This is a genomic window from Pseudoalteromonas sp. P1-26, from assembly GCF_001401795.1.
In the GTDB taxonomy this organism is placed as follows: Bacteria; Pseudomonadota; Gammaproteobacteria; order Enterobacterales; family Alteromonadaceae; genus Pseudoalteromonas.
In genome coordinates this window covers 13,509-29,614 of sequence record NZ_LKDX01000005.1, presented here as the reverse complement: position 1 = coordinate 29,614, position 16,106 = coordinate 13,509, and the positions used below count along the sequence as shown (strand labels likewise).

Sequence of the window (16,106 nt, the reverse complement as noted above, 5' to 3'; positions counted from 1 at the left end):
AATTGCACTTTAAGCCTGCTGGTCTATGCTGAAATAATTGTCTTATTTTAATAAACAAATTGCTAAAGGCCCGAAATATGGAACATTTTCTTGAACCCAGTGGCGCAGTAAAACATAGTTTTATTGAGGACTGCCACCGATTAGGGCAACTCATCTATTGGCATAAACAAGGCAATTACAGTATTCAAGTTAGGCAACTTAACCAATTACGCTGGTTATTGATCAACGAAACCCTGCAATCGGTCATTGAAAAACGCCGACCTGCCAGATTACTTTTCCCGCATTTACAATACCTTGCAAAACTTTGGCAAGACTTAGAGGAACCTAAAAAGATTTTAGAACTAGGGCTAGGCGGTGGTGCTATTCGTAATTACTTACAGCACACCTACCCTGACAGCCAACTGACATCGGTTGATAAAAACCCCGACATAATTCACTGCTATAAACGCTACTTTGGTGGCGACCATGCCAATAACTTGCACTGTTTTGATGCGCAGCAAGTATTAGAGCAAAACAACGAATATAATTGGATTATCCTAGATTTATTCAGTGAGGTAGATGCGCCATTATTTTTATACAAGCACCAGTTTTACACCAAACTAAGAGCAGCGATGGCAAAAGATGGCTTGTTGTTCATTAATTTTTTATCTAATCACCCATCGCAACTAAAACAACTTGAGCACCTGCTAATCACCGAGTTTGGCAAGCGCCCAAGCATTGTAAAAATCCCCGACTACGTGAATCATATCGTGATGATCAAAAAATAAAAATGCTTATACCAATCCGCTTACTTAAGTAGTCTATTTTGAGGCAATAAAACCTCGTTGATAACAAGGCAAGAATTTCGTTATTTAGTTGTTCTCGGCAATTGCTCCTGCATTGCTCTACCTCCTGCATCCATGCAGTCGTAAATGAGAGATTTTTAACGCAGTTAGCGACAGGTTTAATCCCTCAAAATGATTAAGTATTATTGCGGGTTGGTATTACACAGATAAATTAAAAGTAACGGGACCATCGTTACATAGGCTTACTTGCATATCAGCACCAAACTGCCCTGTAGCCACTGTTAAGCCCGTTTTTTTAGCTTCAGCAATAAAATACTCATAGAGCGTATTGGCTTGCTCTGGCGTGCCAGCACTTGAAAAGCTCGGGCGCATGCCCTTTTTGGTGTCAGCTGCTAACGTAAACTGCGAAACCACTAAAAGCTCACCTTTGATGTCATTCAAACTTAAATTCATCTTTCCTTGTTCATCGGTAAAAATGCGGTAATTGCTGACTTTGTGTAAAAGCTTCTGGGCGCTTTGCTCGGTGTCCTGTTTTTCAACACCTAATAGCAGCAAAATACCTTGTGAAATTTCACCAACAACTTCGCCTGCCACTTCTACTTTTGCCTGTTTTACTCTTTGAATTAAGCCTTGCATTGATCCCTCGATAACTTGATATACATTAAATCTGCGGCACGTCGCATTGCCGACAAATATACCTGATTATCGCTGCTGTGCCCAATGCCATCTAAAATCAACAATTGTGCATTTAACTGTTCAGCAAGCTGTTGTACGGCACTATATCGACAGATCAAATCGGCGCGGCCATGAATAAACCAAACCGGTAAATGAGTCAGTAGATGCGCATTTTCTGCGATAAAGCCTTCTTCAATGAAACAATGATGACGAAAATAATGCACCATTAACTTTGCTTGATTTAACCCGACATGGGGCTCCTGTAAACTCCAGTTTGTCAAAGGCTCACCATGACATAGCACCTGCTCCCAATGACACCATAACTTGGCAAATTTACTGGCTTTAATTTGATCATCATTGTTTAGCTGTTGCTGATAAAAATCGAGTAAGGCATGCCAATCAGTGTAATCATGTGCAAATTCATTAAAGCACTCAGGGTAAAAATGCGCGCCGGCTCCTTTTGTTGTGTAAAGCCACTCGAAGTCACTGTTACAAGCTAAAAAGCTAGCCCGTAAAATAAGCCCTGCAACATGCTCTTGGTGATGAATAGCATAGACAAGTGCCAAAGTGGCCCCCCATGACTCACCACACACCAGCCACTTTTCAATACCCAGTTGCTGGCGTAAATACTCGAGATCGGCAACTAATTCTGAGGTGGTATTGGTTGAACTATCATGGGGTGTTGAGTGACCGCAACCGCGCTGACTGAACATGATCACTCGAAAACGTTCTAAGTCGAAAAAGCGGCAATTTTCAGGGCATAGACCCGCACCAGGCCCGCCATGGCATAACACCACAGCAATCCCTGTAGACGCACCATATTCTTGCACATGGATTTGATGACCATCGCCAACACTTAAGTGATAATCACGGTTGGCAACATATTGTGGATGTAACTGCACCTCGCTCTCCTTAGGTGCAGTGAATTTAAACCTCTATATCAGGCGTGTCCTCGATATTCTCAGGGCTGATACATACAGTAAATTCTGCACCGAGTAATACGACAATCCACGACAAATACACCCATACAAATAAAATAGGGATTGTCGCCAACGCCCCATAAATAACTTCGTATGATGGGAAGTGGCTGATGTACAAAGCAAAGCCTTTTTTTGTCAGCTCAAACAACATAGCTGCAAACAAAGCGCCCGGAATTGCCGCTCTAAATGGAACTCGTGTGTTAGGAACTAAAGTATAGAGCATAATGAAGCCAATCATTGAAATTATGTAAGGTAATAATTTCAATAAAAAGCCGCTAAAGCCGGGGATACCTTGATCGGCAAACGACACTAACGACACGATGTATGAAGTAACACCAATACTAGCCCCTAATAACACAGGGCCTAAACTAAGCACCATCCAATAAACGGCAAACGAAATCATCATTGGACGCTTTTTCTTAATACGCCAAATTCGATTTAATGTAGCATCGACATTGCGAATAAGTAACAAAGATACCGCCGCTAAAAAACCCACACCAACGGCAGTCATTTTATTCGCATTACCGGCAAAAGCGCTGATGTGCTCTTTAATTACATCTGTGGAGGTCGGCACAAGGTTAGTAAACAAGAAGTTTTCTATGGTCACTAACGTGCTTTCGAATCCTGGAAAAGCAGAAAAAATAGCCACACCAACCGCTACTAAAGGCACGATTGATAATAAGGTCACATAAGCCAAGTACCCAGCATTAACAGTGATTTGATCGTCAATACAACGATTAAGATACTGCATCCACCAAGTAGGTTGTTGCTTTAAAAAAGTGCTTAATTGCAACTTATATCGACTGAGCTTCTCATCCATAGAATCTAATTTCTGCTAAAATGTTTTGATAATCATAGCAATCCACCACATAATTTGAAATGACAGGTACCTAAAAAGGATTCTCAATGAAAAAACTGACACTTTTAAGTGCACCACTATTTGCAGTAACAATGGCATTATCAGGCTGTCAGTCAGCTTACTACTCAGCCATGGAATCTGTAGGTGTGCATAAGCGCGACATTTTAGTAGACCGCGTAGAAGAAACAAAAGAAGCACAGCAAGAGTCACAAGAAGAGTTTCAATCAGCATTAGACAGATTAACCACGCTGATCAACTTTGATGGTGGTGAGCTACAAGATGCCTACAATCAACTGAATGATGATTACGAGTCGAGCCTCGCGGCAGCAAACGACGTAACAAGCAATATCAATAAAGTAGAAGATGTAGCTGAAGCGCTATTTGATGAATGGGCCGATGAACTAGAGCAATACAAAAGCGCCTCTCTTAAACGTGAAAGCAGCAAAAAGCTCAATGCAACTAAGCGCCAATTTGATCAACTACTTCGCTCAATGCGTAGCGCAGAAAGCAAAATGGAGCCGGTATTATCATCACTTCATGATAATGTTTTGTACTTAAAACATAATCTAAACGCACAAGCTGTAACTGCAATCAAAGGTGAGTTCACAAGCCTAAAACGCGATATAAAAGTGTTAATGGACGACATGAACAAATCAATTGAAGACTCTAATAAGTTCATTGAGCAAATGAACAAAGCGGGCTAATCAGCTCAAGCTATTAATAAAAAAGCCTACTTAAACGTAGGCTTTTTTTATGTAACCTCTTGTTACTTTTTAATGATTTATCTTAAATTTTATTTTGCTAAACTCACTGCAAAGAATAAAAAGTAAGCATGGTATGCATTTAAAAACACTCTCAATTCTTATTGCAGCAGCACTTTTAAGTGCATGCAGTAATTCAAACACTGTTGATATTATTGCCGGTGAAGGCACCATTACTCCGTTAAAAACTGAGGGAGAGTACGAAGGCCGCTACCACAACCTTTATCCGGGTGATAAAGAATACCCAACAACCTGCACTGACAATTGCTATGAAGCATCAGAACTCCTTGTGTGCGACGACAGTAACTCACAATGCGAGTTTCACGCAGAACAACATGTGCCTGCAATCAATTCAGGTTTTACGGTGCGCTGGTTAGGTCATGCTGGGTTTTATATTCAATCACCAAATGGTGAGAAGCTGTTGTTTGACCCAGTTAAAGATCAGTTTGATTCGCCCGTAGACTTTGCCTTTAAGCTTGCTGGCGGCATTTATCGCAAACCTGGTTTTTGGCCATCACATGCTGAACTTAATGACTTAGATGCAGTAATGTACTCACACATTCACTATGACCATTTTAACAAGGCGGATATAGAAGAGATTGGCAATACCCCCCGCTACTTAGTGCCATTAGGCTTTGCAGATAACTTCCCGACGGGTGGCTTTAATATTTCAGAAATGGCGTGGTATGCAAGTACACAAATTAATGATTTAACGATTCATGCGCTGCCAGCTCATCACTTTAGCAGTCGTATAATGGTGCCTTTCATTTACGACGACCACAATAAAGATTTATGGAATGGTTGGTTACTTGAGCAAAATGGTAGAACCTTGTTTTTTGCTGGTGATACCGGTTACTCAAAACACTTCCAAGATATTAATCAAAAATACGGCGAGATTGATGTATGTTTAATGCCTATCGCTTCTTATTACCATGAAGAAAACGGTAAGTGGTATCGCTATGTTCATACAACGCCAGAAGACAGCTTAAACGCCGCAGAGGAGCTAAACTGTAAAGTGATGATCCCATGGGGTTATGGCAACTCAAGCTGGCAAATGGGTGACCATTCAAGCCACTCTGCATTATTAAGATTACTGCATATGCAAAAACAGATGAACAGCCAAGTCCCTCTTTACATATTGAATGAAGGTGAGCAAGTGTCACTGTAGTGACACTTACAAGCACTACATAGTATGTTTGAGCAATGAGTCCCGTAAAGCCAGCATAAGTTTATGGGCGCTTCCTGCCGACATGGCTAATGGATTAAATTCGCTGGTACCTGAGTACTTTAAGTTTAATGGAGTTGTCATTTTTGAATTAGGTATGTATCCCATCGACCAATTCTCAAATTCACGCTCTACTATTTCACAGTAATTCAGCATGATGATATTGCAATGACGTTTGTCATTAAGAATACGATGATAAGTTTCATTCACCGCTTTTCGTGACCCCTCAAGGCATTGCATAAAGTGGGTGCTATTAAAACACAGTAGCCCAGTTACATTACTTTCTGCATTATTCTGCTTAGCTTTATCGAGAATATCTTCGATGTCATTGGGCCCAAACCCATCGCTAATTTCACTTGTGTAAATCAGTCTAACTAAATACATCTTACTCTCCTGCAAGTTGGATTTAGAAAAGATAGTACAGATGGGGGAGTTAGTAAAAAGTTGCTAGTTGCTAGTTGCTAGTTGCTAGTTGCTAGTTGCTAGTTGCTAGTTGCTAGTTGCTAGTTGCTAGTTGCGAGTTGCGAGTTGCGAGTTGCGAGTTGCGAGTTGCGAGTTGCGAGTTGCTCAATAAACTAATTAACTAGGTTAGAAATACAAACAAAATAAGTAAAGCTACAATTCTGATAGCAATGTTGGAACAATTTACTCCTAGAAAATTAGCTTAGGCTAAATTCCAGTGGTATTAACTTTGTTATGGAAATATTTTCCTAAAATTCCTGTCGGTAGCAATAAAACATTAATCACTATAGTACGAAATATTACGCCAACAAGAAAAATAATATCAAGGTCAGGATTACCATCCCACTCAGGTTGGGATATTAGTTGCGACACATAGCGTAAGTCACTAGCAAATACACTCACAAAAATGATGCAATGCGCAATGAACAAGCCTAGATAGCCATATTTCTTTGCAGCAAGAACTGTTATCGCTAACCATCCGAGCCAGTAATAAAACTCATACCCAAAAAACATTTAATCTTCCATTCGATCTGACAGCTGAGAGCTGAGAGCTGAGAGCTGAGAGCTGAGAGCTAATCATACAACAAAAAACCGCCGTATTTTTCAATACGGCGGTTTTAATTTTGTAAAACTAAAAGACCTTATTAGTCTTTAGCTTGACGGCTCGCACGCTTACGCTCACTTTCAGTTAAGTGACGCTTACGGATACGGATGTTTTCAGGTGTCACTTCCACTAACTCGTCATCATCGATGAACTCAATCGCTTGTTCAAGCGTGTAGTTTAGTGGTGGAACAAGTGTTTGTGCTTCATCTGTACCAGATGCACGAACGTTTGTAAGTTGCTTACCTTTAAGCGCGTTTACTGTTAGGTCGTTGTCACGGCTGTGGATACCGATAACCATACCTTCGTAAACTTCAACACCGTGACCGATGAATAACTTACCACGGTCTTGTAAGTTGAATAATGCGTTAGTAAGTGCTTTACCTGTTGCGTTTGCAATCATTACACCATTCTTACGAGCACCGATAGTACCGCCTTTGTGTGGACCATAGTGATCGAATGTGTGGTAAAGAAGACCAGAACCAGACGTTAATGTCATGAACTCAGTTTGGAAACCAATTAAGCCACGGCTTGGGATCATAAAGTCCATACGTACACGGCCTTTACCATCTGGAGACATGTCTGTTAGTTCACCCTTACGAAGACCAATTTGTTCCATGATAGAACCTTGGTGCTCTTCTTGACAGTCGATTGTAAGTGTTTCGTATGGCTCTTCTTTTTGACCATCAACTTCACGAAGGATTACTTGTGGACGAGATACAGCAAGCTCGTAACCTTCACGACGCATGTTCTCGATTAAGATACCTAAGTGTAACTCACCACGACCAGAAACACGGAAGCTATCTGGGTTGTCAGTTTCTTCAACACGTAATGCAACGTTGTGAACAAGCTCAGCTTGTAAACGCTCAAGGATGTTACGTGAAGTTACGAATTTACCTTCTTTACCAGCAAATGGTGATGTATTTACAGAGAACGTCATTGTTACTGTAGGCTCATCAACACTTAGCGGTGGTAATGCTTCAACGGTATTTACATCACAGATAGTGTCTGAGATTTTCAGCTCACCAAGACCTGTGATAGCAATGATGTCACCCGCGCCTGCAGACTCTGCTTCATGACGCTCAAGACCTAAGTAGCTCATTACTTGGCCAACTTTACCATTACGCTTAGTACCATCTGCACTAACAATTGTTACTTGTTGGTTAGGGCGAACAGTACCACGCTTGATACGACCTACACCGATAACACCGATGTACGAGTTGTAGTCAAGCTGAGAAATTTGCATTTGGAAAGCACCTTCAGGATCTGCATCCGGTGGAGATACTTCGTCAACGATCATCTGGAACATTGGTTCCATGTTTTCTGATGGCTCGTCTAAATCCATTGTTGCCCAGCCGTTGATAGCTGATGCATAGATTACTTTAAAGTCTAACTGTTCATCAGTTGCACCTAAGTTATCGAATAAGTCGAAAACTTGGTCCATAACCCAGTCAGGACGTGCGCCTGGTTTGTCGATTTTGTTGATAACAACAATCGGTGTTAAACCTTGTGCGAATGCTTTTTGCGTTACGAAACGCGTTTGCGGCATTGGACCTTCTTGAGCATCAACAAGTAGTAATACTGAGTCAGCCATCGAAAGTACGCGTTCTACTTCACCACCGAAGTCGGCGTGTCCTGGGGTGTCTACGATATTGATATGGTAGTCGTTCCAAGAGATAGCTGTGTTTTTAGCTAAAATGGTAATACCACGCTCTTTCTCAATGTCGTTTGAGTCCATTACGCGCTCTTCGTTACCGCCGCGCGTTTCTAATGTGCCTGATTGCTCAAGCAGTTTATCAACCAAAGTTGTTTTACCGTGGTCAACGTGGGCGATAATCGCTATATTTCTTAACTTTTCGATGCTCATATTTTTTCTCAGAGAAATTGAATCTCATTGATCCTGCAAGATCTACGCACTCACCTGCGTTTTCACCAGATGTCCCAGCATAGGATTTAAAAGGGCGCATATTATCCCTTAATAATGGCATGGATGAAAGTTTATCCAATATAAATTTATAAACTTTCTTCAAGCTTTTTATAAGTATCTGTTTTATAAATGACAAATTTATGAAAATTAAAGTGAATCTGAGCTCAAAACTGGCGAAATTTTCGTTTTTGAACCATATTTTGGCACTAAATCGTGTTCATAACAGAAAAATTGGCACGCTCAATAATTGTGCAAAACAAGGTCGCACTTTTTACGCACCAGAATGATCTTTTTACGCACCAATTTAGTGCAACAAAAGTTAACAAAACAAAGCCTTGTTTGTTTTTTGTAAGTCTAAACAAGGTGTTAAAAACATGGCACGAAACCAGCTTATATAAGCGAAAAGCAATAATGCAGCAAAAAATAAAACCCAACAATTGGAGGACACATGTCACAATCGGTTTTAGATTTTATCAAAGAAAATGACGTTAAGTTCATTGATTTACGCTTTACTGATACCAAAGGTAAAGAACAGCATGTTTCTATTCCTCATCATCAAATTGATGAAGATTTCTTCGAAGACGGCAAAATGTTTGACGGTTCTTCAATTGCTGGCTGGAAAGGTATCAACGAATCAGACATGGTACTTATGCCTGTTCCTGAGTCTGCGAAAATGGACCCGTTTTCTGAAGAAGCTACACTAATCGTACGTTGTGACGTAGTTGAGCCTTCAACACTTCAAGGTTATGAGCGTGATCCACGTTCTGTTGCAAAACGCGCTGAAGAGTACATGCGTTCTACTGGTATTGCTGACACTGTTTTATTCGGTCCAGAGCCAGAGTTCTTCCTTTTTGATGACGTTAAATACAAATCAGACATGTCTGGTTCTATGTACAAAATCGATTCTGTAGAAGCTGCTTGGAACTCAGATAAAGATTACGAAGGTGGCAACATGGGTCACCGTCCAGGTGTTAAAGGCGGTTACTTCCCGTGTTCTCCTGTTGATTCATCACAAGACTGGCGTTCAGCAACTTGTTTAGTTCTTGAAGAACTAGGTCAAGTAGTTGAAGCTCACCACCACGAAGTAGCAACTGCAGGTCAAAATGAGATCGCAACGCGCTTCAATACAATGGTATTAAAAGCTGACGAAATTCAAGAGATGAAATATGTTATCCATAACATGGCTCACCTTTACGGAAAAACAGCGACATTCATGCCTAAACCAATCGTAGGTGATAACGGTTCTGGTATGCACTGCCACCAATCTCTAGGTAAAGATGGCGTAAACATCTTCGCTGGTGACAAATACGCTGGTCTATCTGAAGAAGCTCTTTACTACATCGGTGGTATCATCAAGCACGCTAAAGCAATCAACGCATTTGCTAACGCATCAACTAACTCATACAAGCGCCTAGTACCAGGCTTCGAAGCACCAGTAATGCTTGCATATTCTGCACGTAACCGTTCTGCTTCAATCCGTATCCCAGTGGTACCGTCTGCAAAAGCACGTCGTATCGAAATTCGTTTCCCTGATCCAACAGCTAACCCATACTTAGCATTCTCTGCAATGCTTATGGCTGGCCTAGACGGTATCAAAAACAAGATCCACCCTGGCGATGCAATGGACAAAGACTTATACGATCTACCTGCTGAAGAAGCAGCTGAGATCCCACAAGTTGCATCTTCTTTATCTGAAGCACTAGCATCATTAGACGCTGACCGTGAGTTCTTAACTCAAGGTGGCGTATTCACTGATGACCTAATCGATGCATATATCGCGCTTAAAGGTCAAGAAGTTGAAAAACTTAACATGACAACTCACCCAGTTGAGTTCGAAATGTACTACAGCGTGTAACACACGCTGTAGCAGAATTATCTAAAAGATAATAAATGTGTGTTCTCAAGCCCGCTCTGCGGGCTTTTTTAATGGTAATTGAGCGGGTTCTACTCTACAGTTTTATTTAGATTAAAAAATGCAGGGTTGCAGGGTGAAAAGCACAACTTTATTGGTACTACCGCTGATTTTTATAAGCTTTTTTGGCTATAGCGCAGCGCAGAAAGTGTATTCTTGGAAAGATAAAAACGGCGTTTTAGTATTTTCTGATACACCGCGCCCTGGCGCTACCGAAGTAAAGATGAATACCCAAAACCTGACCATGCCAGCTACCGACACCAGCATACTTGATAGCGCACCAAGTGCGACACCAGTCAAATTTAAAGTCAGTATTGCTTCTCCTGCTAATGAAGCGACCGTGCGAGAAAATACCGGTTCAGTGTATGTCACCGCCCGAATTAACCCACGCTTTGAAAACGGATTTAAAGTACAACTTTTATTTGATGGCAATCCTCATGGTGCACCAAGTAATAGCACGACCTTTGCACTAAGAGAGGTCGAGCGTGGAGAACACACATTACAAGCTAAACTTTATGATGCTAATAATAAACTCGTTTCGGTTAGCCCAGTCAGCACCTTTTTCATGCACAGAACCTCAATTTATGGCGGAAACTAAGGTTTTTGGCATGACTTCTCGCAAAGTAAAAAGAGTATGCTAAGCTGCACTAAATTGAAACGCACTAAAATGGTGCAACCATGCTCAGTGAAACACATTTTAACTCTGAACTGCTCGACAGTATTTGGAAAAATTTAAGTACTGCTGTCATTTTACTCGACCGAGATTTTAAACTGGTTTATGCAAACGATAGCGCCAGTGAGCTTTTAGGTTTAGGACCCAAGCGCATTATCAACCAACCGTTCGATAACCTATTCAATTACCACTCAATAGACTTAAAACGCATTGCTCAGTATTCGTTGTTCGATGGTGTTGATTGCCACCAGCATAGAGCTGACGTGGTGTTCGTCGATTCTCGCCATGCCAAGCTGACCATTAGCACGCGACGAATAAGCAGCAATGATGAAAATTATATTTTGTTTGAATGCCGCCAAATGGATGATGAAATTCGCCACGATCAAGCTTCGAACCAAATGCATCAGTATCAAGCAGCACGAAATCTAATTCGCGGTTTGGCACACGAAATTAAAAATCCTTTAGGTGGAATTCGCGGAGCGGCGCAATTATTGCAATATGAGGTTGATCAGCAAGAACGTGATCAATGTGCCGAATTAATCATTGAACAAGCAGACCGTTTACGCGAGCTTGTGGACCGCTTACTTGGTCCGAATCAATTGCCACATAAATCCTATGGCAACATTCACCAAGCGTTAGAGTCAGTGATTAAACTGAGCATGTTAGATAACAATGCCAATATCACTTTAGTGAAAGACTATGATCCAAGTATACCGAGTGTATACATTGACCAAAGTAAAATTCAACAAGTGGTACTGAACATTATTCGTAATGCACAACAGGCACTGGTTGATGGTGGCGAGATAAGAATAAAAACCCGCATCAATCATCAACACAGGCGCCCAGGTAAGGCGCCGAAAAAAACCTTGCTGATCCAAATTTCGGATAACGGCCCAGGTATAGACAAGAGCTTACGTGAAACCTTGTTCTACCCAATGATCACCAACAAAGAAAATGGATCAGGGCTTGGTTTATCGATAGCGCAAACCTTGGTTGACCAACATGACGGCCACATTGATTGTGACAGTTGGCCAGGCCATACAGAATTTAATATCTATTTGCCTTTTACGGATTAATGGTTTTTTGGAGTAGTCATGAAAACAGTCTGGTTAGTTGATGATGATGCCTCAATTCGCTTTGTACTAGAGAAAGCGTTGGCACGTGCAGGATTTGAAACTGAAAGCTATGCGAACGCACAAGATGTGCTTAATGCATTAAAGTTTAGCCAGCCAACGGTATTAGTATCTGATGTACGAATGCCGGGTATGGACGGCATGGCGTTACTTGAGACTATCGCCGATCAAAACCCTGGCCTGCCAGTGATCATCATGACCGCTCACTCAGACTTAGACTCAGCGGTTAATGCCTTCCAAAAAGGGGCATTTGAGTATCTCGCTAAACCGTTCGATTTAGATGAAGCTGTCGCGCTGGTCGAAAGCGCATGCCGTGCTAATTCAACGAAAAAAACTAAACGTAAGCAAGCCCCACAAACCAATGCGCATATCATAGGCGAAGCGCCTGCTATGCAAGAGGTGTTTAGGGCAATTGGTAAATTATCAGCATCAAGTATGAGCGTTCTGATTAATGGTGAGTCAGGGACAGGTAAAGAGCTAGTTGCAAGTGCCCTGCATAACCACAGCCCTCGTAAAGAAAACCAATTTATAGCTTTGAATATGGCTGCCATTCCAAAAGAATTGGTCGAGTCAGAGTTATTCGGTCACGAAAAAGGCGCGTTCACTGGAGCCGACAGTATTCGTAAAGGCCGTTTTGAACAAGCGAATGGCGGCACCTTATTTTTAGATGAAATAGGTGATATGCCTCTCGATGTACAAACACGTTTATTACGCGTGTTAGCCGATGGTGAGTTTTACCGTGTTGGTGGTCATCAAAGTATTAAAGTTGATGTACGTATTATCGCTGCAACGCACCAAAACCTCGAAGACTTGGTAAAACAAGGTAAGTTTCGTGACGACTTATTCCATCGCTTAAACGTGGTGCGTTTACGCTTACCCGCGTTACGTGAGCGTACTGAAGATATTGAACGACTAGCACAACACTTTTTACATAAAAGTGCCAAAGAGTTGCAGGTTGAAAGCAAAATTTTAAGCCCTAAAGCTACTGAGCAACTGCGCTTATTCAATTGGCCAGGTAACGTGCGCCAATTAGAGAATACCTGCCGCTGGTTAACGGTTATGGCACCGGGTGAGCTGATCAGCGAGCAAGATTTACCACCAGAGATTGTTGCTGTTACACCGACTGAGCAAGAAGGTGATTGGCTGGATGCATTTCAACAATGGCTTAACCTTGAACTTAAACAAGGCAAAGAAAATATTTGGCCAGCCATTCAAGCACAACTCGAAACTCGTTTGATTAAAACCGCCCTTGCCAACTGTGCTGGCCACAAGCAAGAAGCCGCAGTGAAGATTGGTTGGGGCCGCAATACATTGACCCGCAAGCTAAAAGAGCGCAATATTAGCTAATTTCGCGCTATACCTATGTGAGTCAATGAAGTTAATCGAGCACATTCCACTAATTAAACAAATGGAAATTATTAACAGATTGTCGTTCTTTAGAGAGTTTACTCTCAGTGAACGACAAGTGTTATTAGAGTCATTCAGTCATTTGTATTTGGTCAAACAAGGCCGCGCTGTTTTTAAACAATACGATGCTGATAAACGGCTTTATATCGTGCTAAGCGGCTCACTGATGGTGTTCAAACAAAGTCATTTACTCGAACTTGGCACCATTGAGCCCGGTGAGTTTATCGGTGAAGGCGCATTTATCAATAACCGAGAGCACAGTACCAGTGCACGCGCTAGAGTCGATACCATTTTATTAGCTATTTCCCCTGAAGCACTCACCCGCTTACCCAATGTGATCCGCGAAAAAATTAAAGATCGCATAATCGAGGGCATGAGTGAACGTATTACCAAGCTTAGTAATTACCTTGAGTCGCGAAGCTAGTCCATATACACAATTTGTAATGAGCAATTTAACCAACTTGGGCTATTAACACGTGCCGTGTAACGGTAAGTATCTGATGGTTTCATACCAAAAGGAGTGCTCACTTCTGGCGTTAAATGACTGTATGTTTGCGAATAATTTTTATAATAAATGACTAGGTAGCCATATAAATAATCCCAATCTAGGGAGACTTTTCTACCACTTGTAAGGGTAAAGTGCGCCTGCTTATCATTAAATGTAACTGCAAGATCATTATACTTGTCTTCAACGCATCCAGTGGTGAGTACACGAGCCGGCATAGTAAAACTGGTGGTGGTATTTTTAGCTTTTAAGTAAAAGCCAATATTGCCATGATTGTAAAAGTGATTGGCATCTGTGGTGTACTTAATTTCGGCTTGATAACCCAGTCCCTGCATAATTTCAGCTAGTTGCTCGGCTTCATGAGTAAGAATCTTATCGCTCGATAGCATTAAGGTTGCATCAGTAAACTCTCTTGGCACAGGAAGCTGGGTATATTCATAGGGTAAGCTTTGTTTATTTAATGCTTGCTCTAATGATTGCAACTGCGACTGTTCAAGGTTTTCTGTGTATACGTAAACTGTTGGTTGCTGACAACCTGCCAAAATTAAAAATATGGCTGCTGAAATTATCCTTTTCATGTTCATTCTCACTTTAGATTACAAGCGTAGTCTAAAGTGAGAAAAACAATAAATCAATTAATTAAGATGTTTTTTTAGCCAACTATTAACACTTTGACGGGTATATAGAATATCTTTAAATAAACGGTGAGTTTGATGCTGAAGCAGCTTTTCTTTGTTTGTTTCACCTGAACTTAACTGGCTATGGTTATCATTAAAGCGCGAAATTAACGCAAAACCTTGTTCTGATTTTTCAGGCTGAGATTTAATTGTTTGCGTCAACAAAGCTCGCACATCATCTGCAGCAATCAATGACGAATCTTGCAAACCCATTAACTCTTTTCTTAGCGCTGATCTTACGCCCATTACAACTTCTCCTGAACGAATAAAAAATGAAACGGACATGCATTTAGCAATTTGTACACCAATTCCAAACGCGCGCAGTGTACCCAGCAAATACTGCAGTTTTTTTACTGTTTGTAAAAATGTCGGATTATTTATTGCTGCAAATTTTAACCGCTTGAAGAGCTTAAAAATTTAATCTTGGTTCAATTGAGTGCTAGGCTTTATAATGGCTGCGATTGAATTAAGAGAGACCAACATGAACGAAGATTTCATCGAAATTGAACTAGAAGAAGAGCCAATAGAGTTATGCAACTTGCTAAAAGTGCTCGACCTAGTCGAAACAGGCGGCCAAGCAAAAGCCTTAATTGGTGAAGGTTATGTTGGGGTTAACTATGAAATTTGTACAATAAAACGGAAAAAATTATACAGTGGTGACGTGTTGGCTTTCGACGGTGAGTTGTTCCAACTGACACTAAGCGAAGATGCAACACCAAATCCTCGCCCACCGGAACCGGTACAAAAAGCACAACCACAAAGCGCTGAAGAAGCGCCAAAAAAATCGAAGCGTAAACGTACTAAAAAACCAAAAGTAGACGAAAAAACCGGTCGCCGCCCTATCTCGTTTGGTTAACTAGAGCTTGCTTAGTTAGCATAAATCACCTTTAATTGAATGCGATTATAACAACAATAAAAGGTGATTTATGAATCCTCCAGCTTGGCTCAAGCCACTTGCTTGGGCAGCCCTTGTATGGAATCTTTTAGGTGTCATTGCGTTCGTAATGCAACTGTTGATCACACCCGAAATGATTAACCAACTCCCCGAAGCACAACAAGCCGCATACCGCGACATACCGCTCTGGTCAACGGCTGCCTTTGCGATAGCCGTGTTTGCAGCAAGCTTCGCGAGCATCTTATTACTGGCAAAAAAAGCCCTTGCGCGCGAGTTATTTTTAATCTCGTTTATCGCCGTATTAGTCCAGCAATATTATAATTTTGTGGTGATAGATAGCCTTGCTATGTTTGGTACTAGCGCATTAGCAATGCCATTGTGTGTTATCGTTATTGGTTTACTATTACTGTTTATTAGCCATAAAGGTAAACAACAAAACTGGCTTAACTAAAAACACTTATTTCTGAGGGTAGTTTAAAGTGACTACCCTTTTTATCTGCCTCCTTCCCTTGAAATAAATCACATCAGCAGCAACTATATTAGGTAGCATATTTTTTCATCAGCTAGATGAATTTCTCAGCTGGTATTAAGTTTGCAATAACACTGTGTCTATTTCGAAAAGGAAACAA

The 16,106-nt window shown here is 41.2% G+C and carries 18 protein-coding genes; 10 read left to right on the top strand and 8 right to left on the bottom strand.

Annotated features, from left to right (window positions below; all coding sequences use genetic code 11):
- Positions 1-77: 77 nt before the first annotated feature.
- Positions 78-767 carry a spermidine synthase gene (locus tag AN394_RS04345; RefSeq protein WP_054563460.1) on the top strand — a complete coding sequence of 230 codons (690 nt, stop codon included), beginning with the start codon at positions 78-80 and terminating at the stop codon, positions 765-767.
- Between the two features lie 216 nt (positions 768-983).
- Here AN394_RS04345 and dtd read toward each other — a convergent pair whose 3' ends face one another.
- The 3 genes from dtd to AN394_RS04330 are packed head-to-tail and all read right to left on the bottom strand — an operon-like array spanning position 984 to position 3,260.
- Positions 984-1,421 carry a D-aminoacyl-tRNA deacylase gene (gene dtd / locus AN394_RS04340; protein WP_054563459.1) on the bottom strand — a complete coding sequence of 146 codons (438 nt, stop codon included), beginning with the start codon at positions 1,419-1,421 and terminating at the stop codon, positions 984-986.
- The gene (locus AN394_RS04335) at positions 1,409-2,362 is read right to left on the bottom strand and encodes an alpha/beta fold hydrolase (RefSeq protein WP_055020879.1); all 954 of its coding nucleotides are present in this window, start codon (positions 2,360-2,362) and stop codon (positions 1,409-1,411) included. The genes dtd and AN394_RS04335 overlap by 13 nt, the downstream gene beginning before the upstream one ends.
- A gap of 25 nt (positions 2,363-2,387) precedes the next feature.
- Complete coding sequence (locus AN394_RS04330; RefSeq protein WP_054563457.1) at positions 2,388-3,260, bottom strand: virulence factor BrkB family protein; 873 nt, start codon at positions 3,258-3,260, stop codon at positions 2,388-2,390.
- An 86-nt stretch (positions 3,261-3,346) separates the two neighbouring features.
- Between AN394_RS04330 and AN394_RS04325 the strand changes: the two genes are divergently transcribed.
- Together AN394_RS04325 and AN394_RS04320 are read left to right on the top strand one after the other, a co-directional pair.
- A complete protein-coding gene (locus tag AN394_RS04325; RefSeq protein WP_054563456.1) occupies positions 3,347-4,003 on the top strand; it encodes a DUF2959 domain-containing protein in 657 nt (218 codons plus the stop codon).
- Positions 4,004-4,136: 133 nt separating this feature from the next.
- Positions 4,137-5,228 (top strand): MBL fold metallo-hydrolase, encoded by a 1,092-nt coding sequence (locus AN394_RS04320; RefSeq protein ID WP_055020878.1) that lies wholly within the window; start codon positions 4,137-4,139, stop codon positions 5,226-5,228.
- A gap of 15 nt (positions 5,229-5,243) precedes the next feature.
- Here the strand turns inward: AN394_RS04320 and AN394_RS04315 are convergent, their stop codons facing one another.
- From AN394_RS04315 to typA, 3 genes are all read right to left on the bottom strand, one after another.
- Entirely contained in the window at positions 5,244-5,669 is a 426-nt protein-coding gene (locus AN394_RS04315; RefSeq protein ID WP_055020877.1) for a BLUF domain-containing protein, read from the bottom strand.
- A gap of 285 nt (positions 5,670-5,954) precedes the next feature.
- Positions 5,955-6,260 carry a hypothetical protein gene (locus AN394_RS04310; protein ID WP_054563453.1) on the bottom strand — a complete coding sequence of 102 codons (306 nt, stop codon included), beginning with the start codon at positions 6,258-6,260 and terminating at the stop codon, positions 5,955-5,957.
- A gap of 131 nt (positions 6,261-6,391) precedes the next feature.
- Positions 6,392-8,215: a translational GTPase TypA gene (typA, locus tag AN394_RS04305; RefSeq protein WP_054563452.1), complete on the bottom strand. Its 1,824-nt coding sequence runs from the start codon at positions 8,213-8,215 to the stop codon at positions 6,392-6,394.
- 508 nt (positions 8,216-8,723) lie between these two features.
- On the opposite strand from typA, the gene glnA reads away from it, so the two are divergent.
- The 5 genes from glnA (at position 8,724) to AN394_RS04275 (ending at position 13,824) form a co-directional block, all read left to right on the top strand.
- Positions 8,724-10,130, top strand: coding sequence for a glutamate--ammonia ligase (gene glnA, locus AN394_RS04295; RefSeq protein WP_054563450.1), 1,407 nt, complete (start codon positions 8,724-8,726; stop codon positions 10,128-10,130).
- 133 nt (positions 10,131-10,263) lie between these two features.
- Entirely contained in the window at positions 10,264-10,785 is a 522-nt protein-coding gene (locus AN394_RS04290) for a DUF4124 domain-containing protein (RefSeq protein WP_235575511.1), read from the top strand.
- Between the two features lie 80 nt (positions 10,786-10,865).
- The gene (glnL, locus tag AN394_RS04285) at positions 10,866-11,936 is read left to right on the top strand and encodes a nitrogen regulation protein NR(II) (protein ID WP_054563448.1); all 1,071 of its coding nucleotides are present in this window, start codon (positions 10,866-10,868) and stop codon (positions 11,934-11,936) included.
- A gap of 18 nt (positions 11,937-11,954) precedes the next feature.
- Positions 11,955-13,340: a nitrogen regulation protein NR(I) gene (ntrC, locus tag AN394_RS04280; protein WP_054563447.1), complete on the top strand. Its 1,386-nt coding sequence runs from the start codon at positions 11,955-11,957 to the stop codon at positions 13,338-13,340.
- 25 nt (positions 13,341-13,365) lie between these two features.
- The gene (locus tag AN394_RS04275; protein ID WP_054563446.1) at positions 13,366-13,824 is read left to right on the top strand and encodes a cyclic nucleotide-binding domain-containing protein; all 459 of its coding nucleotides are present in this window, start codon (positions 13,366-13,368) and stop codon (positions 13,822-13,824) included.
- Here the strand turns inward: AN394_RS04275 and AN394_RS04270 are convergent.
- Entirely contained in the window at positions 13,821-14,483 is a 663-nt protein-coding gene (locus tag AN394_RS04270; protein ID WP_054563445.1) for a hypothetical protein, read from the bottom strand. The genes AN394_RS04275 and AN394_RS04270 overlap by 4 nt on opposite strands.
- Before the next feature lie 57 nt (positions 14,484-14,540).
- Positions 14,541-14,828: a hypothetical protein gene (locus AN394_RS04265; protein ID WP_054563444.1), complete on the bottom strand. Its 288-nt coding sequence runs from the start codon at positions 14,826-14,828 to the stop codon at positions 14,541-14,543.
- A gap of 235 nt (positions 14,829-15,063) precedes the next feature.
- On the opposite strand from AN394_RS04265, the gene AN394_RS04260 reads away from it, so the two are divergent.
- Both AN394_RS04260 and AN394_RS04255 read left to right on the top strand, forming a co-directional pair.
- A complete protein-coding gene (locus AN394_RS04260; RefSeq protein WP_054563502.1) occupies positions 15,064-15,438 on the top strand; it encodes an RNA-binding S4 domain-containing protein in 375 nt (124 codons plus the stop codon).
- 70 nt (positions 15,439-15,508) lie between these two features.
- Positions 15,509-15,928 carry a hypothetical protein gene (locus tag AN394_RS04255; RefSeq protein ID WP_054563443.1) on the top strand — a complete coding sequence of 140 codons (420 nt, stop codon included), beginning with the start codon at positions 15,509-15,511 and terminating at the stop codon, positions 15,926-15,928.
- The last annotated feature ends 178 nt before the right edge of the window (positions 15,929-16,106 follow it).